General features: G+C 45.7%; 17 protein-coding genes. 10 read left to right on the top strand and 7 right to left on the bottom strand.

Translation table 11 applies throughout. The features are described from left to right. The first annotated feature begins 4 nt into the window (after positions 1 to 4). Positions 5 to 790 carry a DeoR/GlpR family DNA-binding transcription regulator gene (locus tag J2S00_RS07255; RefSeq protein WP_307337439.1) on the top strand — a complete coding sequence of 262 codons (786 nt, stop codon included), beginning with the start codon at positions 5 to 7 and terminating at the stop codon, positions 788 to 790. Positions 791 to 965: 175 nt separating this feature from the next. On the opposite strand, the gene J2S00_RS07250 is transcribed toward J2S00_RS07255, so the two are convergent. The 7 genes from J2S00_RS07250 to J2S00_RS07220 form a co-directional block, all read right to left on the bottom strand. Continuing rightward, a complete protein-coding gene (locus J2S00_RS07250; protein ID WP_307337436.1) occupies positions 966 to 2,570 on the bottom strand; it encodes an amidohydrolase in 1,605 nt (534 codons plus the stop codon). 32 nt (positions 2,571 to 2,602) lie between these two features. After that, positions 2,603 to 4,108: a sodium:solute symporter family protein gene (locus J2S00_RS07245; protein ID WP_307337433.1), complete on the bottom strand. Its 1,506-nt coding sequence runs from the start codon at positions 4,106 to 4,108 to the stop codon at positions 2,603 to 2,605. 4 nt (positions 4,109 to 4,112) lie between these two features. Beyond that, complete coding sequence (locus tag J2S00_RS07240) at positions 4,113 to 4,325, bottom strand: hypothetical protein (RefSeq protein WP_307337430.1); 213 nt, start codon at positions 4,323 to 4,325, stop codon at positions 4,113 to 4,115. 193 nt (positions 4,326 to 4,518) lie between these two features. After that, positions 4,519 to 5,004, bottom strand: coding sequence for a hypothetical protein (locus J2S00_RS07235; protein WP_307337427.1), 486 nt, complete (start codon positions 5,002 to 5,004; stop codon positions 4,519 to 4,521). Beyond that, a complete protein-coding gene (locus tag J2S00_RS07230) occupies positions 4,973 to 6,535 on the bottom strand; it encodes a sodium/proline symporter (RefSeq protein ID WP_307337424.1) in 1,563 nt (520 codons plus the stop codon). The genes J2S00_RS07235 and J2S00_RS07230 overlap by 32 nt, the downstream gene beginning before the upstream one ends. Positions 6,536 to 6,569: 34 nt before the next feature. Further along, the gene (locus tag J2S00_RS07225; RefSeq protein WP_307337421.1) at positions 6,570 to 6,737 is read right to left on the bottom strand and encodes a hypothetical protein; all 168 of its coding nucleotides are present in this window, start codon (positions 6,735 to 6,737) and stop codon (positions 6,570 to 6,572) included. A 171-nt stretch (positions 6,738 to 6,908) separates the two neighbouring features. Further along, on the bottom strand, positions 6,909 to 8,168 hold the full coding sequence (locus tag J2S00_RS07220; RefSeq protein ID WP_307337418.1) for a PucR family transcriptional regulator: 1,260 nt from the start codon (positions 8,166 to 8,168) through the stop codon (positions 6,909 to 6,911). 164 nt (positions 8,169 to 8,332) lie between these two features. On the opposite strand from J2S00_RS07220, the gene J2S00_RS07215 reads away from it, so the two are divergent. The 9 genes from J2S00_RS07215 to J2S00_RS07175 all read left to right on the top strand — a co-directional run bounded on the left by J2S00_RS07215 (position 8,333) and on the right by J2S00_RS07175 (position 20,435). Then, positions 8,333 to 9,793 (top strand): CoA-acylating methylmalonate-semialdehyde dehydrogenase, encoded by a 1,461-nt coding sequence (locus J2S00_RS07215; RefSeq protein ID WP_307337415.1) that lies wholly within the window; start codon positions 8,333 to 8,335, stop codon positions 9,791 to 9,793. Positions 9,794 to 9,893: 100 nt separating this feature from the next. Next, positions 9,894 to 11,228 carry an aspartate aminotransferase family protein gene (locus tag J2S00_RS07210; protein ID WP_307337413.1) on the top strand — a complete coding sequence of 445 codons (1,335 nt, stop codon included), beginning with the start codon at positions 9,894 to 9,896 and terminating at the stop codon, positions 11,226 to 11,228. Positions 11,229 to 11,574: 346 nt separating this feature from the next. After that, entirely contained in the window at positions 11,575 to 12,669 is a 1,095-nt protein-coding gene (locus tag J2S00_RS07205) for a Fic family protein (RefSeq protein WP_307337410.1), read from the top strand. A gap of 295 nt (positions 12,670 to 12,964) precedes the next feature. Further along, entirely contained in the window at positions 12,965 to 14,170 is a 1,206-nt protein-coding gene (locus tag J2S00_RS07200; RefSeq protein ID WP_307337407.1) for an ROK family transcriptional regulator, read from the top strand. Positions 14,171 to 14,306: 136 nt separating this feature from the next. After that, the gene (locus J2S00_RS07195) at positions 14,307 to 15,626 is read left to right on the top strand and encodes an extracellular solute-binding protein (protein WP_307337405.1); all 1,320 of its coding nucleotides are present in this window, start codon (positions 14,307 to 14,309) and stop codon (positions 15,624 to 15,626) included. 38 nt (positions 15,627 to 15,664) lie between these two features. Beyond that, the gene (locus tag J2S00_RS07190) at positions 15,665 to 16,600 is read left to right on the top strand and encodes a carbohydrate ABC transporter permease (protein WP_307337402.1); all 936 of its coding nucleotides are present in this window, start codon (positions 15,665 to 15,667) and stop codon (positions 16,598 to 16,600) included. Position 16,601: 1 nt separating this feature from the next. Further along, complete coding sequence (locus J2S00_RS07185) at positions 16,602 to 17,444, top strand: carbohydrate ABC transporter permease (protein WP_307337399.1); 843 nt, start codon at positions 16,602 to 16,604, stop codon at positions 17,442 to 17,444. Positions 17,445 to 17,480: 36 nt separating this feature from the next. Further along, positions 17,481 to 18,290, top strand: a complete 810-nt coding sequence (locus J2S00_RS07180) for a carbon-nitrogen hydrolase family protein (RefSeq protein ID WP_307337397.1) — start codon at positions 17,481 to 17,483, stop codon at positions 18,288 to 18,290. A gap of 81 nt (positions 18,291 to 18,371) precedes the next feature. Beyond that, positions 18,372 to 20,435 carry a glycoside hydrolase family 125 protein gene (locus J2S00_RS07175; RefSeq protein ID WP_307337394.1) on the top strand — a complete coding sequence of 688 codons (2,064 nt, stop codon included), beginning with the start codon at positions 18,372 to 18,374 and terminating at the stop codon, positions 20,433 to 20,435. The last annotated feature ends 7 nt before the right edge of the window (positions 20,436 to 20,442 follow it).

Genomic DNA, 20,442 nt, shown 5'->3' with positions numbered 1-20,442 from the left:
GGCTATGCTTGTAGCAGAGAGACAAGAAAAGATTGTGGAAATTGTCAATGAACGGGGAAGTGTCCGGGTTTCCGAACTAAGCCAAATCTTTGGCGTCACAGAAGAAACGATCCGTCGAGATCTAGAAAAGTTGGAACATGAAGGACGTTTGAAACGAAGCCATGGCGGGGCGATCAGCATCAGCGGTAACTCAGAGATTCCCTACTTTGAACGGGAAGTAGTCAATGTCGAGGAAAAAAAGGAAGTGGCCAAGGCTACCCTCAATTATATCGAACCTCACGACAGCATTATTTTGGATGCTAGTTCCACCGCTTGGTATGTGGCCAAAATCTTGCCGGATATTCCTCTGACGGTAGTTACCAATTCCATGAAAGTGGCCTTTGAGCTGGCCAACAAGGAAAAAATAGCTGTGATTTCAACTGGAGGAAATCTCACTCCGGCTTCACTGTCATTTATCGGCCCTTTGGCAGAACGGTCATTAGAACTTTATCATGTCAACAAGGCATTTATTTCTTGCCATGGGCTTCATCCCAAGTGGGGCATCAGTGAATCTAACGAGTTGCAGGCCCTGGTCAAAAGGAAAATGATTGATATTGCTGACCGGGTTTATCTATTGGCCGATTACAGTAAATTTGGGGTTCAGGCTTTCACCCTCTTGTGCGACCTTGACAAGATAGAAATGATCATCACTGATTCCAAAACAGACCAGGCGCTTATTCAACAATTTGAAGATGTATCTGTACAAGTGACACGTGCCAAAGAAGTATATCGTAAGCAGGAAGGAGAGTGAAAGCATTTAGTTATTGGCCATGATCAATTGAACCTGTGCTGGGCCAGTAGCCCATGTAGGAATGGTCAGATGGTGCTGATACAGAATCCTAATCTAGGGTACAAACGGTTCAACGAGGGGGTAGCCACGTAAGTGGTTACCTCCTCTACTTTTTTAACAATTTTGACTCTGATTATCAATCAGCGTGATAAACAATCTCCCCATCCACCATGGTCATATCTACTCCAACATCCTTAATTTCCTCAGGTGGCACATCGAGAATAGGTTGATGAAGAACCACCAGATCTGCTAGTTTGCCCGGTTCTATACTGCCTTTGATATGTTCGTCAAAACTGGCATAGGCGCCGTTCCAGGTATACATACGGATCGCCTCCATCACACTGACAGCCTGATTTTCTCCGGCTTTTACCCCTGACTGGGTCACCCGGTTGACGGCGGAAAAGATGCCCATCAGCGGGTTATAATCAGTGACAGGACAATCTGAACTGCCGGCGGCGATGATGCCCTGATCAATAAAATCACGGGCCGGAAACATGTGGTTTACCCTCGCTCCATAGTTGGTGATGTATCCATCGCCGTATTCATAGATGAACGGAGGATTGGGAATAGGGACCACGTTCAGCTTTTTCATGCGCTGGATCAGGTCAGGCGTTGACACTCCGGCATGTTCAATGCGGTGACGGTGGTTTGTGCGCAGATGCTTCTTCAAGGCTTGCTCAATGCAGTTCAGCAGCATCTCGATCGCGCGGTCTCCCTGGGCATGGGCTGTGATTTGATATCCTTTTTCATGGGCCGTGCCCAAAATCTCATTCAGTTCTTCCTGGGAATAATAAAGGATACCGTAGTTATCCGGATCACTGGTATACCCTTCCCGGGTAGCAATGGTCGGTCCGCTGCTGCTGCCATCAATAAACACTTTGGCTGGTCCGATCTTAAACCGTTCATCTCCGCAACCGGTCAGGATTCCTGCGTCAATCATGCGCTGCACAAATAGGTCAGAATTGTTAAGGGAACAGATCATGGCGTAGACACGGACTTTTACGTCCCCGTCTTGGATGGCCTGCTGTAAAACACGCATGTTTTCCGGCCCATAGCCGCCGGCATCATGCACACTGGTGATGCCGGCGGCAATAAAAGCGTCAGAGGCCAGTTTCATGCCTTGGCGTAGCTCTGCTTCTGTGTACTGGGCTTTTTCAAACATAGCCATATGGGCTGTTTCGACTAACACCCCAGTTGGAATGCCACTGGCATCCCGTTCAATTTTTCCTCCGTCTGGGTCAGGTGTATGTTCATTGATTCCGGCGATCTCCAACGCTTTACTGTTCACAGCAGAGATATGGCCGCAGGTACGGATAATCATGATAGGGTGCTCAGTGGAGATCTGATCCAATTCCCAGCGGGTCGGATAACGCTTCTCTTTGATCTTGGTGTTGTTAAAGCCCCAGGCTCTTACCCATTGGCCGGGAGGAGTCTGAGCCGCTTTTTGCTTTAAGGCGGTAAGCAGGTCGCCAATTGATTCGATGTGGGGATCCTTGCAGCTGACAGCCAGTTGGTTTGTCCCGTGCAAGGTCAGATGCAAATGGGCGTCAATGAAACCGGGGAGCAGACTGCGCCCGTTAAGATCGATCACTTCAGTGTGTGGTCCAATGAAGGTTTTGATGTTGGCAGTGCTTCCAGCGGCCAGGATACGGTTGCCTTTCACAGCGACTGCCTCAACAACGGTGTTGCGCTGATCCACAGTGATCACTTGACCATTGATAAAAACAAAGTCTGCTGACAATATGATCACCCTCCCTCGATGGTTACATTGGTTTAAATTTTGACCACTTTCCCTCCGTCAGTGTATACCTCTTTTTCGGCATCCACATACTCATTGACCAAGTCTGCTGACTGTGGTTTGGTTAAATAACTGACCGTTATCAAAACGGCAACATTGACGATCAGCCCGAGAATACCTGCATGGATATCTAAGGGTGTGACGGGATTAATGATTTGGTAGTAAAAATTCACAACGAATCCTGCTGCCATCCCCGCAACAACACCTGTGGGAGTTGCCCTCTTCCAGTACATTGCGCTATAGACGGCTGGTGCAAACTGGACAATGGAACCATACGCCCCGGCCAGAAGGGCAATCAGTCCTTGTCCTCCAAAAACGGCGACAAGATAAGCCAATGCACCGATGACAACGACAGCAGTACGCATCACAATCAAAACCGTTTTTTCCGACAGTTTGGTCCAAATATTTTTGATCACCCCATCTGTAAACTCAAGTGAGGCACTGTGGGTGATCACGTCTGCGGTCGACATAGCCGCAGCCAGTGCACCGGCCCCAACGAGACCATACAACCAACCCGGCATCTGCAGTACCGTTGTAATGAGGTAAGGCAAGATGGTATCCGGTTCATTCAGTTGCCCCGGGTCCACTAAACTGATCCCGGCAAAACCGACCAACAATAAAGGTACGACAAATAAGGCAAACAGCGGATAGGCGATCACTGTTCTTTTGATGGTCAATGCATTGGAGGAATAAGATCTGGAAAACAGATGCGGCCACATGAGGAAGCCAATGGCTGATACTAAGATCAGGGTGGTGTAAGCCATTTTGGACATTGTCGAGCCTTCATTTCCAATTTCCAAAAAGCCCGGATTGGCTTGGGCAATGTTTTGAAACATTTCAGCTATGCTGCCGTGGATTTGGAAAACAATTGCCAGTCCAACCGCCCATGAAATCACAAGCATTAACATGCCTTGGAACACGTCTGACCAGGCAGCAGCTCTGAGTCCCCCTGTGGCAACGTAGATGACAACGATAGCATAGGCCATGAGTGCACCTAACCACAAAGGTATGCGTCCTTCGGTCATAATATTGAAGATGATGGCCATGCCCTTCAGCTGTGTAGCCAGGTATTGAATGGATGCAAAAAAGACGATTAATCCAACCAAAATGGCCAGGGATTTGATTGGATAACGCCCTTGTAAAAATCCGACGAGAGAGTAAAGCCCTCGTTTACGGCCAATGCGGCCAATTTTTGGTCCAATCACATACCAGGGCAAAATAGCGAAAGCGGTATAGGCAGTGATGTAAAATGCGGGGGCACCGCGGGAATAAGCCCAACCTGGTGCGCCTAAGAAGGTAAAGGCGCTGAATATGGCCCCACCCATAAGAAACCAGGTCACGAACAAACCTAAGTTTCTGCCTGCTACTGTAAATTCATCAAGGGAAAGCTTTCCTCTTCCTCGTCCGGCTAGGATACCGATCAAGAGTGCCACGCCTAAATAAGCGATCATCATAACCATTGCAATTTGCCAGTCAAGCATGCTTCTACTCCTCCTTTTTATCAGGGTCAAGACGGTGCAGGATAAAGACGATGAGGAAGGTAATCACGATCCACATAATCACCCAAAAGAAGCTGAAAGGTAAGCCAAGAGTGATTGGGTAAGCTTTATTGCCTAGTTGGAAAACGGGAAATAAGACAGTTAAAAACAACACAATGATTGAAAGGAAATAAATTTTTCGAAATTTACTTTTATCCAAGGCTTTACACCTCCTTTGTCATGGCACCGTGCGATGAATAAAGCACCAAGAGGGCGCAAGCGGCCGCCTGCGCCAAAGGACACTTTGCTAATGCCTCAATCCGATTTTGCAGACGGTCCGGATTAATATGCAATCCTTTTTCACCTCTTGCTCATCATAAGGTTGGTATGACAGCTCATACCTTATGAATGGATTATAACGGGTGATATTTACCCGTAATAGCGTCCACAATAAGATGATGCTCTTTGCACTTGGTGTGATGGCGAACGATCCAATAAGGACGATGAAACAATTTACAACTTAAACGCTTCAATTTAGGTGTGGTAAAATATTTGACTTTTTGAATGGCGGTGTTGTACACAAAGCTTTCCGCTTGTTTAATGGCCTCATCTTCCATAAGACGAACCGGTAATGTTTTCAGGGGTTCAGGGGGCGCCTGTCTCCATTCCGGAGGAGCATCCACCAGCGCCCCTTGGCCACTGATCCCATCAATGGTACAGGCCACTTTCCCTGTGAGACGTAAGAGCGCCTTTGCGTTAAGTTGATATTGTAAAAAATAGTAGGGGTAATAGACAAGTTCTTCGGGAATAACACGTGCTTTTGGGTCTAATTTAGTCAGGAGTTGGATCACCCCTGAGTGGTTGAGTTTATGTGGCTGGATAAGGGGCTGAGTGGTCATCAGTTTCCCCCTTTTGAGCATTCGGTTTAAGAGAGTGGAAGTAGTAGGTTGAAATATTCTTGGCTTCTGGTGCAAGATCCTGGGAAATGTTTTTCTCCATGGCACTGGTGAAAGAGCGCAACCCTTTTGCTTCGTCAAAAGCTTCCTGGATACGTTGGGATGGTGTTTGCCCAAATTGATTGCCGATTACCATGCCCAAGATGGAAACGAGCAAACCAGCAATGAAGGGATGAATGGCCGTTGCGCTTTCCAGTTCCAAAGAGGTCCACAGAATGTTGGTTACGGCGCCACCGATCATGGCACATAAGGCACCCATGGCATTGGCTTTTTTCCAATAGACAGAAGCCACGTAGGGGACAATAAAGCTGTTGCCCAGAACCCCAAAGGCGAAAATGACAAGGGCAAAGACGGTAGGGGGTTCAAAGACAGCAACAATGATCCCCACGACCCCGCCGATCAGAATGCACAACCGGGACACTAACACCATTTGTTTCGGACTGGCATTGGGGTTGATAAAACGCTGATAGACATCGCGGGACAGCGTTGTACCAGCTTGCATGAGCAGGGAGTCTGACGTAGACATGATGGCAGCCATCACAGCAGAGAGAAAGATGGCAGCTAACACGGCCGGGAAGAACGTAAAGGCCAGTTCCGGGATCACCATCTCTGGATCAGACAAATTAGGGAGAAGCACGATACCGATCAAGCCCAGCAGGTAAGGAGTGAATACGAAAAACTGGTTCCAGGTGGCGGCCACCAAAATCGCATTTTTTACTGTCTTGGTGCTTCTCATTGACATATGGCGAACCACGATATGCGGCAGGCCCATATAACCGATGGCATAAATGAGAATGGCACCAAGTACGACACCCCACTGACCATAGTAGGCGAGATCTTTCCCCCATAAGCTCAGGTAGGTGGGATCAATGGAGGAAAGTTCCGCATTGAGACCGGAAAGTCCTCCCACATAAGAAAAGGCCATGATTCCAATCAGCACGACACAGACAACCATAATAATCCCCTGGACAAAATCGGTGTAGACGACGGCTAGATAACCCCCTGCCACTGTATAGGCAACAATAACACCTACACCAATGATCAAGGCCCATTCATAAGAAAAACCGGTCAGAGTAGCCAATGCTTTACCTGAGGCAATAAACTGGGCAAAGACATAGGAAAAGAGAAAGATGATGGAAATGACGGAGCCCACAATTCTGACAGCGGCACTCTCATACCGTTTCTCCAAATATTCTATGGGGGACAGGGCACCTAAGATTTCAGACAACCGCCGCATTCGTTTTCCGAGTACGGAAAGATTAATAATTGCTCCGCCTGCGTCCCCGATGGCATACCATAAAGCGTACCAACCTTGTTGAAAGGCAAAAGCAGGCCCTCCCATAAACATATAACCGCTCATTGAACTGCTTTGCATGGTCATAGCCGTGACAGCAGCCCCAAAACGTCTGCCGCCTAGGAGATACTGATCAGTCGATTGGGAAGCAGTCCGGGTGTACCACATCCCAATGATCAATAATATAAGTAAGTAAATAACAAATATAACACCGCTAAGATTCAAATCGTGTCACCTCTTTTTGGTCAATGGTGTTGTTCTGATGCTGGCCTTCCCGTTCATCCTCCCGTTTATGTTTGAAATAAAGAATAATGGCCAAAGCCATCCAGATCAAAGGCCAAGGGACTAACCACCAAAACGTCTCAGCAGGCAGATTAAACACCGAATAACACACCTCCGATCATTATTATATTTACAAGTTTTAAAAAATTAAAAAACAAACAAAGTTAACACGAGACCTCTATTAACATCATAGTGTACAAGGAACGGGGATAGAAGTGACACATTGTTAAAACAAGACAAGTTCATATTTAACAAAATGTCTGAACATAAATTAAATTGTGCATTGTAACTCATGAGCTAGCAAGGCACATTCAATGGCTACCCGTCTTTCAAAGGACATAAAGTCCTTGCCCAGCAATTCTTCCAATTTGTTGAGCCGGTGGTAAAGGGTTTGGCGGACGATGTAGAGCTGCTGTGCCGTCTCCTGCTTGGAACCGTGGCAGGCTAAATAGGTTTTTAATGTAGTGAGCAACTTGGTGCCATGTTGCCGGTCATAGGCGATCACTGCTCCGATGTGGGTCTCGATAAAATCGTGCAGATTATAATGCTGTTCCATCATTGACAGCAAAGGATAGATACCGAAATCATCATAGGAGATGATATCATAACGGTTTAACTGTCTCTGCAGTTTTAGCGTTTGTTCAGCTGTTTTCAAACTGTGGGCAAGTTGTTCGGCACAGTCAAAAGGCTGGCCCGCCCCGATTTGCAATGGCAGGGGGGCAGCTGTGTCCAAAATTTTTTTACAAGTTTGCTGCAGAAGGTGTTTCCAGCCCGCTGTTCCATTCGGCGTCACATCCTCGTTCTGATTCACTATCTCTTGCCGGTAAAAGAGGATAAGAACGATTGTCTCTTGGCGCTCCAGAGAGAGAACGGTCCAGCCCAGTTGTTCAGAAACAGAGCGGGTCGTCCACAGCATGGAGGAGCGCCAGTTTTCGGTATGAGTGTGGGCAAATTCACATTTCAGCCGCTTTGCTTCTTTTTCCCCTGCCTTAGGTTTGACTATGATCACCACACCCAGCCAGTTTTCCTTCAAACCAAGGGTGTTACTCAGATACTGATTCACTTCATCCTTAGTGTGCTTGCCTTCCAACCAATCCAGCAGCCATTGTTTTTGGGCTTCCTTTTGTTTGGCGTACTGGATCAACCGGGTGTGCAGATCACGGGTAATATCCACAAAGCGCACTTCCCGGGTGAAGACAATCAGCGGCAAGTGGTGGCGGTTGGCCAGGTCGATCAGTTCTTTGGGAATACGGTCAAAATAGGTGTAGAGCTCGATACAGACCGCCGAGGTTTGATGATCAATAAGTTGCTGGAGAAAAGAGAGTCGCATCTCTCGGCTCGCTCCCCAGCCCACTCCAGTGGTCAGGATCAGTTCCTGTCCATTAACGAGATGGCTCACCTGAGGCAGTTCTATGATATGCACCCACTTCACCACTCTGTGTAATCCTTGTTTACCGGCGATCACCTTGGCATATTTAAAATGGCGGGTTTGCAACACATCTTGTACTGTCATGTGCGATGGTTGAAGCATACGCAGACCCTCCTTTGACAAAATGTCCAATTCAATGTGGTAATTATTTTACAGTTTGAAGGATCAAAAAATAGTATTCTATTCTTACAATTAAAGAAAGTCTTATGGAAATGTTGAACAGAGCGGGGTTATTGTCATTTTATAAGATTGGGGGAGGTTTGAGAATGGGACTGGCAATAAAAGAGGGTGAGAAGTTGAAAAATTTTGTGAATGGTCAATGGGTAGAAGCTCAAACAAGCCACTATCTGGATGTGCCCAACCCGGCCACGGGCGAAGTTTTGGCACAGGTCCCCATCTCTACCAAACAAGAGGTGGATGAAGCGGTTCAGGCGGCTAAAGCAGCGTATCTTTCCTGGCGTAAAACACCTGTTCCCAAGCGGGCGCGGATTTTTTTCAAGTATCAGCAGTTACTGATGGAGCACCAGGATGAATTGGCCCGGTTGATCGTGCAAGAGAACGGCAAAAGTTACAAAGAAGCCTATGGTGAAGTGCTGCGAGGAATTGAGTGTGTGGAGTTTGCTTCAGGTGCGCCTTCATTGTTGATGGGTGAGTCTTTATCCACGATCGCCGATGATATGGATTCAGAGCTGTTCCGTTATCCTCTGGGTGTGGTGGCCGGGATCACGCCGTTTAACTTTCCTATGATGGTGCCCTGCTGGATGTTCCCCGTTGCCATTGTGTGCGGCAACACCTTTGTCTTAAAACCCTCCGAACGGACGCCACTCTTGGCCAACCGTTTGGCCGAGTTGTTGCAGGAAGCGGGATTGCCGGATGGCGTGTTTAATGTGGTCCACGGGGCCCATGATGTGGTGAACGGTTTATTGGAACATGAGGAGATTAAAGCGATCTCCTTCGTCGGTTCTCAGCCGGTAGCCAAATATGTGTATGAACAGGCAGCTGCTTCCGGCAAAAGGGTCCAAGCCTTGTCCGGAGCCAAAAATCATCATATTGTGATGCCGGATGCGGATGTGGACACCGCTGTGCAAAGTGTTTTAAGTTCCGCTTTTGGCAGTGCCGGCCAGCGTTGCATGGCCTGCAGTGCTGTGGTGTTGGTAGGTGAGCAGGAGGCGTTTGTCCAGCGGTTGAAGGAAAAGGCGGACCGCATCAAGATGGGTTACGGTCTGGATGATGATGTGTTTCTCACGCCGGTGATCCGCCGGGAGCATCGGGAAAAGGTGTTGGGTTACATTGAAAAAGGGCTGCAGGAAGGAGCCGTTTTGATCCGTGATGGACGGCAAGAGATGGACAAACGGCCGGAAGGCTATTTCTTAGGGGCCACCATTTTTGATCATGTCAAGCCGGAGATGACCATTGCCCGGGAAGAGCTGTTTGCTCCGGTGCTTAGCCTGCTCAGGGCTGCTACCTTGGATGAGGCACTGGCCATCGTGAACCGTTCCCGTTTCGGCAATTCAGCAACGATCTATACCTATGACGCCAGAGCCATCCGCCAGTTTAGGGAGGAAGCAGAACCAGGCATGTTGGGTGTTAACGTGGGCGTTCCTGCTCCCATGGCCTTTTTCCCTTTCTCTGGCTGGAAAGATTCCTTCTATGGGGATTTGCACGCCAATGGCAAGGATGGGGTGAACTTTTTCACCCGCAAGAAGATGATTACTTCCCGGTTGTAAGTCAGGGGTACTGAATCTGTATGGCAGAGCATATTGATCTTAAACAGACGTTTAAACGTTTTGAACAAGTGTATAAATTTAGTGGAAATGGGGGAGAGTTATGCAGATCAAGCATAGTGAAACGTTGAAAAAGAAGGACGATAAGTATATTTGGCACGCCATGCGCCCTTACCAGCCTGAGGCCACCATGGTTATTGAACAAGGAGAGGGAGCCTGGATCACAGATATTGAAGGCAACCGCTATTTGGACGGGATGAGCGGGTTATGGTGTGTGAATGTGGGCTACGGGCGGGAGGAGTTGGCCCAAGCGGCCTACGAACAGCTCAAGCAGTTAAGTTATTACCCTATGACCCACAGCCATGTCTCAGCCATTCGTTTGGCGGAAAAACTGAATGAGTGGCTCGGCGGCCAAGATGAGTACGTTTTCTTTTTTTCCAACAGCGGCTCTGAGGCCAACGAAACAGCTTTCAAGATTGCCCGGCAGTATCATAAGCAGCGGGGAGAACATGACCGGTATAAATTTGTGGCGCGCTACCGGGCTTATCACGGCAATACCATGGCAGCATTGGCTGCCACAGGACAGGCGCAGCGCAAGTATCGCTATGAGCCCTTAGGCACAGGCTTCTTGCATGTCACACCTCCAGATCTGTACCGGGGACCGGGCCTGGAGGCGGCAGAAGAGCTGGAGAAGGTACTCGCCTGGGAACTGCCGGAAACAGTAGCTGCCGTCATTATGGAACCGATTATTACCGGGGGCGGCATCATTATGCCTCCCGATGATTATTTGCAGGCTGTACGGGAGATTTGTGACCGCTATGGTGTATTGCTCATTATTGATGAGGTGATTTGCGGATTTGGGCGGACAGGTGAACGCTTCGGTTTTATGCATTATGGCATCAAACCGGACATTATTAGCATGGCCAAAGGGATTACCAGCGCCTATATTCCCCTCTCCGCCACAGCTGTGAAGAGAGAGATCTACGAGGCTTTCAAGGGAGCGGATAACTATGAGTATTTCCGTCACGTGAACACCTTTGGCGGCCATCCGGGGGCCTGTGCTGTGGCGGTGCGCAATCTTGAGATTATGGAAGAGGAACGTTTGGTGGAGCGTTCCCGGGAATTGGGGGAACGTATGCTGAATGATCTAAAAGGATTGGAAGAGACCCATCCCTATGTGGGGAATGTGCGCGGCAAAGGGTTGTTGGTGGGCATCGAACTGGTGCAGGATAAAGAAACAAAAGCCCCCCTTGGGGTTGAACAAGTGAACAAAGTGATCGCAGCGTGCAAGAAGAGAGGATTAATTATCACTAAAAACGGCGATACGGTGGCCGGTTACAATAACGTGATCGCTCTGGCTCCGCCGTTATCGATTACGGACGATGATTACGCCTTTATTGTAGAGGTGTTGAAAGAGGGATTGGCGGAGATTGGGTAGAACCAGCCAAGGGAAACGCGATATTGAGAATAGATGCTCTCCCGCTTGTGTATAAACGGGAGGGAGCCTCTTTCTTGTATGGGGTTATGCTTGTGCAAAATTTTGACGGCTAACATGATGCCGTCTTTTTTTCGTGCGACGGGCAGTCGCATTTACTGCATCATTAACTGCAGTGGCATGTGATTAGAGAAAGCGTTCACGTTTCTGAGGTATTACGCTATCTTAACAAATAAGTCATGTAAGTGTATAATTAAATTCAAAAAAAGAAATAAATGATTGTAAATGACATACATTGTACTGTTAAAGGTCAATATATAATAAATATGAATGTAAGGGATGATAAGTCATGAGATTAAAACCTTTCGTTCCTTTAATGCTACCATTGAAGGAAGAGATCATAAATCAGATTGAATTTATTCATGAGTTAATCGAAGCGAATAAGAATATTGTGGAATACCAAACTATGTTAAAAAACTCTAAGTTGCCTCCTCAGTTCCTGCTAAGGCCAGTCATGCTTAAGGAAGCGGTTCAATCTACAAAAATTGAGGGTACACAGGTTACATTAGACGAAGTCATGGAGGCGGAGGCTCAAACCAGGAAAGCAAATAAGGATACTCAAGAGGCACTGAATTACTATACAGCATTAATTGAGGGAATGGAGGCTTTAAAAACTTATCCGATTTCTACGCGTCTTTTTAAATTAATGCATAAAATATTGTTATCCAATAATGTAAGGGGCTCTAATCGTTCGCCTGGAGAGTTTAGGAAAATTCAAAACTTTGTTGGGCCTGAAGGCTGCACGATTGAGACAGCTACCTATATTCCTCCAGAACCACATCTTGTTGATGAATATATGTCCAATTTAGAAAAATATATCAACGATCCTCAAGATAATTATGACGAATTGATAAGAGTTGCAATTATTCATGCACAATTTGAAACTATCCATCCGTTTCTTGACGGAAACGGAAGAATAGGTAGGATTCTAATACCTCTTTATTTATTCAATAAAGGTGTCATAGACTATCCAAATTTCTTTGTTAGTGATGTATTAGAAAGAGATAAGCATAAATACTATCGCTATCTAAATGACACTCGTTATCGAGGTGATTGGACACAATGGATTAAATTTTTCTTAGAATGCATGAGTATTCAGGCCAAGAAAAATGTCCGCTTAATTGAAGAAGTGAATAAATTATATGAAGATGATTTGGCAAGGGCAAGTTCCATCATTAATAGCAGTCATATTCGTGCTGTAATTGATGTCATGTTCCAAAGACCAATATTTACTTCAAAAAACTTATCTAACCTAACAGGCTTGTCAGAAGGAACTATTAGGAGATATTTAAACAAATTGGAAGATCAAAGAATAATTTTTTCAGATGGAAGAATTCGCTCCAAAACATATTACTACTATAATCTTCTGGATAAACTTCGCTAAGAAAAAAACCGAGTATCCTTACAGACGGGGCTGGTAGCGGGGATATGCTGGGGATCACAGATGTGAAGGGTATCGATGTATTTGAAAGGGAACTTCCAGAGGAACAACGCTTATTTCAGTTGGACAAATAGCCCATGTATAAGGGGCTGTTCAAAGATTAATCTGAGGCAGCCCACTTAATTCTCCTAGATAATGGTTAAATATTTTTAGATAATTTCATATTGAAATAAAGATAAATATCTAGTATAGTAAACTTATCGACCGATAATTCAAAACATTAACCGAGGAGCAAAAAATGAAAGCGGTTCAATCAAGCAGAGAAATAAACACAAAACGGGTGATTAAACTCATTCGGGAAGAAGGCCCCCTTTCCAGGGTGGAAATTTCTGAGCGGATGGATATTCCCCAACCGACAATCACACGCATTATTGAAGAACTTTTAAAGGAAAATGTGTTAAAAGAAGTTGGTTTGGGTGTTTCAAAGGGAGGAAGAAGGCCAGTCCTATTAGGGTTTAACCATCAATGCTACTATGCATTTGGTGTAGAGCTGGGAAGGTCAAAGATTAAAGTTGCTTTAACCGATTTAGAAGGCAACTTTCTTTCATTAAGAATGAAAGAAACCCAGCCCACAGAAAAAATATCAAGTATCCTTGATTATATTCATCAAACTTTAGAGGCTATTTTACAAGAAACAAGCGTTGATCGTCACAAAATTCTGGGTGTTGGTGTGGGTTTGCCTGGACCATTGAATGAAAATGAGCAGGGGTGTATTTCGCCACCTAACTTTTACAACGAAAAGGAAATCCCTTTAAGAGCTATGCTGCAGGATATTTTGCAATTCCCAGTTATCATTGACAATGATGCCAATGTTGCTGCACTGGCGGAAAAGTGGTTCGGCCAGGGAATCGGGGTCAACAATTTTATGTATATCATGGCTGATGTGGGCATTGGCAGCGGTATTGTCATAGATGGGGAGCTACATCGGGGATTGTTTGGTGAGTCAGGAGAGATTGGTCACTCTACCATTGATGTGTATGGAGAAAAATGTTCATGCGGAAATTACGGGTGCTTGGAAACCTTCTCCTCATTGCCAAAGGTGGTGGAGCGTTTCAGGAAGAAATTGAAACTGGCTATGCCTGATGAGCCAACCCTTGTTGCGGATGTCGATCCAGAAACAATCCACTTTGAAGATATTGTTGCTGCTGCTTGTAATGGGTCCCACCTGGCCCAGCAAACCATACAGGAAGCAGGTCAATATCTCGGTGTTGGTATTGCTAATGCTGTCAATTTATTAGCACCGGAGTTGGTTATTGTGGGAGGGAAATTGAGTGAGGGCAGGCAACTTCTGCGCGATGCCATTCAGTCAACTCTTAGAGTTCGTGCACTAGGTATTTCAGGGAAACGCATTCCCGTCGTGCTGTCCGGTTTTAAAGAAGGTGTTGTTTTAGGGGCTTCAGCACTGGTGATTAATGAAACATTCTCCTTGTTCTCCAATTTGTAAACCGCTGTACACACAGTTACATGACCACTTAAAGGGGGTGAGATAGGTAAAAGATTAGCAAGAGAGGTTATTAAGATATATACCATTTTATTTCTTTAAACGTAAAAGCTTTAAACATTAAAAAGGGGGAGTATACATGCGAAGATGGAAAATGTTACTGGCCCTGATGTTGGGGCTGGTCGTGATCGCAGGTTGCGGTAACAATGGTACCGTAGAAGAGACAGATGAAGTTGAAGAGAATGAAAAAGCAACGGGAGAGGTAATTGAAATTGAATGGCTGGCGCACCCGGCATATTCATTACAATCACCAGGTCCTGAACGGGTGGAATACTTACAAAATCAAATTGATGCATTTGAAGCCGAGCATGGTAATGTGAAAATTAAGCCGGATGTTCTGTCTTCCAATATTTCTGAAGCGATGGCACGCTTGATGGAGCAAGCGGCTCAGGGACGTGCGCCAGCTATAGCACAAATCGATTCTTATATTTTACCTCGTTTTTATGATTATTTACAACCTTTGGATCCTCTATTTGAACAAGCAGGATTGGATATTGAAGATTTCTTTCCGTTTGCTCAAGACATTATGAGAGGTCCTGATGGACAAATTTACGGCATTCAATTTACTACAGATACACGGGTGTTGTACTACCGCACTGATGTGGTAGACAGTCCTCCTGCTACTTGGGATGAGCTGTTTGCCCTAAGTGAACAGTTAAAAGCTGATGGCTATGAAGCTTTTCTGTTTCCGGGAGGACGTGGTGAAGGAACCATTGTCACCTCTGTGTTACCTTTCTTCTGGGCTCAAGGTGGTTCTTTGGTGGATGATCAAGATCAACCAGCCTTTGGAACAGGTGAGAACAGGGAGTATATGTTAAATGTATTGACCTTCCTGCACGATATGGTGCAAAAAGGGTATAGCCCGCAACGGTTAGCCAATTATGGTTCGGAAGGGGATTTGAACTCTGAGGTGGCAAGCGGAAATGTGGCCATGTTCATCGGTGGAAATTGGCAGGTCAACCAATTGGCTGAAATTCTGAGTGAGGACGACATGGCTAAATGGGCCGTCGCTCCATTGCCGCAGCGGGAAGCTGGTCAACAAGCAACGACGGCAGGTGGCTGGGCCTGGGGTATATTTACCGATGACCCTGTTAAACAGGAGCTTGCTTTTGATTTTCTGATGCGGACATTTGTCGGCGATGAAGGAATGGCCTCATGGTGCACATTGGGCGGCTACTTGCCAACGCGCCATTCGGTTTATGAACATGAAGCATATGAAGGAAATGAATTTACCGATATCTTTAGAGAGCACTTGGCTGAATTTGCACGGATGAGACCAGCAGCCACAGTCTATCCGGAAATCTCTACACAGTTACAGATTGCTGTATCAGATATCGTCTCCGGAAACAAGTCTCCTGAAGAAGCTCTAGAAGAAGCTTGGAATGCAGTGGCTAAATAGGTCGTTAGTTAATCTTAAGGTATAAGGAAGAGGGTAACATGACAAACCTGAAACTTGATTATCAACAGACTTCGTCAGCAAAAGTGTCTATCTTCAAGGTGCTGGGGAATTCCCCGGTACCTTGGTTATTTCCTTTGGCAATGATACTAGTTTTTGTTTTTCTGTATCCCATTGTGGATATGATTCGCCTCAGCTTTACCAATGCCAACTTAATTAGTGCTGAATATGACTATACCTTAAGTTCATATCTCACCTTGTTTACCTCAAGTGGATTCTCCCGTATGATCTTGATTACTCTGTTTTTTGTTTTCTTTAGTGTTCTCTTTCAAATGTTGCTGGGTTGTCTCATCGCTTTGCTTATCGATCAGGGAGTTAAACGTGGTTTAACTGGCACAGTCATGGTCCGTACGTCTGTCTTGTCCGCTTGGGCCATTCCAGGGGTGATTATAGGAATCATTTGGAGTATGTTGTATAACGAATCCCAAATTGGTGTCATCAATTATATGCTTCACTCTTTTTTTGGATGGAGTTTGCCTTTCTTATCCGACCCCAATGTTGCTTTAATCTCGGTTACTTTGGCTAACATTTGGAGGGGTACCGCATTCAGTATGATCATGATTTACGCTGGCTTGCAAACGTTGCCCAGGGATATAATTGAAGCGGCCATGATTGATGGAGCCAATGCTATTAAGCGCTTAGTTTATGTGGTGATTCCCACTTTAGCCCCTCTCTTACTGATTAACCTGATCATTATCACAGTAGATACGTTCAATACCTTCGATATGGTGATGGCTTTGACTGGAGGAGGTCCGGGGCAAAGCACAGAGGTGATTGCTCTGAGCATCTACAACCGTATTTTCCGTGAATTTGAATTGGGGCAAGGAGCAGCAACGGCGGTGGTTCTTCTGGCGATCAACACCTTGATGACAATAATCTACTTCCACTACATGGAGAAGAAGCAGGTGGTGGCTTAAGATGAGTAAACATCATAAGGAACGTTGGATTAACAGCGGCATCTACTTGGCTTACGTATTTGTCTTGCTATTCTTTTTGTTTCCGATTTTTTGGGTGTTGTCACTATCTCTGAAATCCGTACAGGAGCTGTTTGCTACACCATTAATTTGGTTTTCAACTGACCCGCAGTTTGCTAACTATTTGCATGTATTTCAAAATACTAACATTGTCAATTACCTGTATAATTCGGCCAAAATTGTGCTGTTAACGGTATTATTTACTTTGCTCGTGGCCATTCCTGCTGCATATGCATTTTCTAGATTTAACTTTAAATATAAAAAAATCTCCTTGTTTGCTGTGATCATGTTTCAAATGATTTCTCCTGTGGTGATTGCCATTCCATTGTATCGTTTCTTTGTCCAGGTTGATTTGATCAACACCCATGCCAGTTTAATTTTGGTTTATGTGGCTATTCAGTTACCATTTAGCACATGGTTTCTGAAAGGATTTTTCGATACTATTCCCCAAGCCATAGACGAAGCAGCCATTGTAGACGGCTGCACCCGATTGCAAACGTTGCTTAAGGTGATCCTCCCTGTGAGTGTTCCGGGAATTGTGTCAACCTCTATTTTGGTTGGTGTTCAAAGCTGGTCCCAATTTGTGATTCCGTTTATCCTGCTGGACAACAACGAGTTATACCCTGTCTCCGTCGGATTGGTCAACCTGCAATCTACAATAGATGCCATAACAACCCATTACCTTGCTGCGGCCAGTATGCTGGCCATCTTACCGGTTATGTTAGTGTTTATTCTCCTGCAGCGTTTTATTGTTGGTGCGCTAACCAGTGGAGCGGTTAAGGGATAAGGTTATTTCAGTACTTAGATGAGGGAGGTGGAATTAATGTCCCAATTAACAATTGGTGTTGTACAGATGGATTGTACATTAAAAGACAAAGAGAGTAACCTGAGCAAAGCAGAGCGTTATTTCGACCAAGTAGGTGCCGAAGTGGATCTCGTGTGTTACCCTGAATTATTTACAACCGGTTATCATTTAGAATTAATCAGTAAGGATTTTTACGAATTGGCAGAGACAATCCCAGGACCGACGACAGAACGGTTGGCGCAAAAAGCCTTGGAATGGGAGACAGCAGTGGTGGCCAATATTGTTGAGCGGGATGAATTGCAAGAAGGCGTTCTTTATGACACCACCTTTGTTCTTAATGGAAAAGGCGAATATATCGGTAAGTATCGCAAAGTTCATCTCTATCCTACGGAGCATCAATTTTTCAGAAGCGGGTCCACTTTTCCGGTTTTTGATGTTCTGGGTATCAGGTTAGGCACCGCAACTTGCTACGATCACGCTTTCGGGGAGATATTCAGGATTTTGGCTTTGCAAGGTGCACAGTTGATTGTCATTCCCTCTGCAGTACCTAAAAATTATGAATATCTTCTTCATTTGCGGACCCGTGCCCGGGCGCAGGACAATCAATTGTTTACCGTCGCCGTTAACAGAGTGGGAACGGAGCAAAATATAACTTATTGTGGGCACAGTATGGTGGTTAATCCGCGGGGAGAAGTGCTTGCTCAAGCAGGTGATGGGGAGGAAGTCCTCGTTACAGCAATTGACCTTTCTCAAATTCTTACAGAAAGACAGCAAGAGCCTGTCTTACGCAGCCGCAGACCGGAGTTGTATAAGAAATGGGGATTGTAAATTTGAAACAGTGGGTAAGAACGTTAATCCATCGTTAGGATAATGGTATTTCTAAAAAATTGACAGAATAGGGTGTTATCAGTGAGAGAATGTGACCAAAACAAGGAAAAGTCAGCGCCGGAACTGATTCCGGTACTCAATGTACCCAATAAGAAACCCCTTGATATTGGTAATGGCCGCATCACAGTCAGCATTGGCATGAATGGTCGGATTAGTTCCATCAATGCACCGCATAAAAAGCATGGCTTTATTACCTTAACCCCACTGGCTCAATTCCCTGATGATAAGTGGTACGACAGTGTTTTTGTGCGGCAATATCGCCGAACATTGGTCGATTTGGCAGAGAAGCATGGTGCTGACGGCGGATTTGGCGTTGAGGTTGGTGATCCGAATGTGTTCAAACAGATATATATTGTTGATGGAGAGCAAGTATTAATCTCTTATAGGAGTGGTCATTTACACTATTGCTCATATTTCTCAGTTGTGGAGATAGCTCAGCAGCCCTCTATTGTACACACATTGAAAGTATACAACAAGGGAGCGGAAAAGGTTGTCTTGCCCTTCACTGTAGGAGGTAAGTTGAGCTTAAATCGATGCAGTTATGGGCAGCTTACCGAAGGAGGTCCTATTCCCATCCCACCGGTGGAAAATATATGGACGGCAGCGGGAGGGCAGTTGCAACTGTTCAACCCTAACCTACAGGCCAGGGCATATATATGGGCTTATCTTAATCAGTGTCCCTTGACACTTAAAACCGGCAAGGGGGAATCTGGGCAACCTGTGGAATATACGAGTTTCCACGAGTTGGTCTTGCAGCCTGAGGAAGAAGCAGTGATTCAAGTCTTGTATACCCTAATGGATACCAGCGACAGTGACAATATTACGACAGTATCCGGTGCTGAATGGGAAGCGAGAAGAGTGGCCTGTTTGACTGAGGAGCTGGACCGCCTTAATACGCTGATTAACAACTATGCAGAGAAAATTTTGGCAGAAGGGCGCGATCAACCAAGTTCAGGGTCACAGAAACCGTCTTTACCCGCTCATGTGACAGACTTGATCATCAAGCGCAACTTGGCCTATATTTTAGGTTGTTGCAAGGTACCGGTTTCTGCCGAGCATCATTGTATTATGACTGATCATCAGCTGTTGCCCTTATCGTGGAATCGTGATGCATATTATATGCTCTCCTTTTTGTTAGCAGCAGATCGGCAGATAGAAAAGCTGTATCCAGGGGCAAAAAGCACTATTTTAAGAGATCACATCCGAGACACAATTAAAGGTCATTTATTGTGGATGTTTGAGATGGCTGAACGCCCACAAGGATACTGGGGCAGGGCTTATTTAACCAATGGCTATTGCAAGGACCACGTCTTCCAGTTAGACCAGCAATGTTATCCTCTTTTGGAGCTGTGCGACTTTTATTTCACCTATGGTGACCGCAATGTGGTTGAACGGGTTGGGCCCAAGATTAAAGCTGTTTTACAGATGTTGCTGGAATGTAAAGCCAGTGAGCAGTGGTTGTTTAAAACAGGAGAGACACCGGCTGATGATAAGGTAGATTATCCCTATCATTTTTCCAGCCAAGTGTTGCTATGGTACACGTTTGAGCAGCTGGCCCGCCTTAACCATGAGTTTAAGTTTTGTGAGTGGAATTTGGCTGAGTGGGCTGAGCGGGTTTGGAAGGATTGTTGGCACAGTTTTAAGACGCAACATGGGGACAAAACCCTTTTTGCCTATTTGACAGATTTAAACGGACGTTATCAGTTTTATCATGATGCCAACGATTTACCCACCGTTTTAGCTCCTATGTGGGGGTTTTGTACAGCCGACGACCGGACTTGGCTTAACACGATGAATTTTGCTTTCAGTAAGGACAATCACGGCGGATATTATACCGGCCAATATGCTGGTTTGGGCTCCGTACACACACCACATCCCTGGCCTCTTGGGGATGCCCAGGAGTTGCTTTTCGCCCGCCTTATCAAAAATAAGGAGCGGGAAGAGAAGGTGTTGAAAAAGCTTTGTACTATAGTACAATGGGACGGTATGTTCTCAGAGGCCGTAGATGAGCATGAGGGACATGTCACTTCACGCCACTGGTTTTCCTGGCCCGGCGCTTTTATTGGGTATGTTTTATTAAGCTAACAGAGTA

It is taken from the genome of Caldalkalibacillus uzonensis (assembly GCF_030814135.1).
Taxonomy (GTDB): Bacteria; Bacillota; Bacilli; order Caldalkalibacillales; family Caldalkalibacillaceae; genus Caldalkalibacillus; species Caldalkalibacillus uzonensis.
Note: the sequence above shows the minus strand (reverse complement) of the source record. Positions and strands in the feature narration are given on the sequence as shown.

Excerpts from the sequence above, each read along its gene's own strand:
- J2S00_RS07255 (WP_307337439.1), top strand. The coding sequence starts at position 5 with ATGCTTGTAGCAGAGAGACAAGAAAAGATTGTGGAAATTGTCAATGAA.
- J2S00_RS07245 (WP_307337433.1), bottom strand. The coding sequence starts at position 4,108 with ATGCTTGACTGGCAAATTGCAATGGTTATGATGATCGCTTATTTAGGC.
- J2S00_RS07235 (WP_307337427.1), bottom strand. The coding sequence starts at position 5,004 with ATGACCACTCAGCCCCTTATCCAGCCACATAAACTCAACCACTCAGGG.
- J2S00_RS07220 (WP_307337418.1), bottom strand. The coding sequence starts at position 8,168 with ATGCTTCAACCATCGCACATGACAGTACAAGATGTGTTGCAAACCCGC.
- J2S00_RS07215 (WP_307337415.1), top strand. The coding sequence starts at position 8,333 with ATGGGACTGGCAATAAAAGAGGGTGAGAAGTTGAAAAATTTTGTGAAT.
- J2S00_RS07210 (WP_307337413.1), top strand. The coding sequence starts at position 9,894 with ATGCAGATCAAGCATAGTGAAACGTTGAAAAAGAAGGACGATAAGTAT.
- J2S00_RS07205 (WP_307337410.1), top strand. The coding sequence starts at position 11,575 with ATGAGATTAAAACCTTTCGTTCCTTTAATGCTACCATTGAAGGAAGAG.
- J2S00_RS07200 (WP_307337407.1), top strand. The coding sequence starts at position 12,965 with ATGAAAGCGGTTCAATCAAGCAGAGAAATAAACACAAAACGGGTGATT.
- J2S00_RS07195 (WP_307337405.1), top strand. The coding sequence starts at position 14,307 with ATGCGAAGATGGAAAATGTTACTGGCCCTGATGTTGGGGCTGGTCGTG.
- J2S00_RS07190 (WP_307337402.1), top strand. The coding sequence starts at position 15,665 with ATGACAAACCTGAAACTTGATTATCAACAGACTTCGTCAGCAAAAGTG.
- J2S00_RS07185 (WP_307337399.1), top strand. The coding sequence starts at position 16,602 with ATGAGTAAACATCATAAGGAACGTTGGATTAACAGCGGCATCTACTTG.
- J2S00_RS07180 (WP_307337397.1), top strand. The coding sequence starts at position 17,481 with ATGTCCCAATTAACAATTGGTGTTGTACAGATGGATTGTACATTAAAA.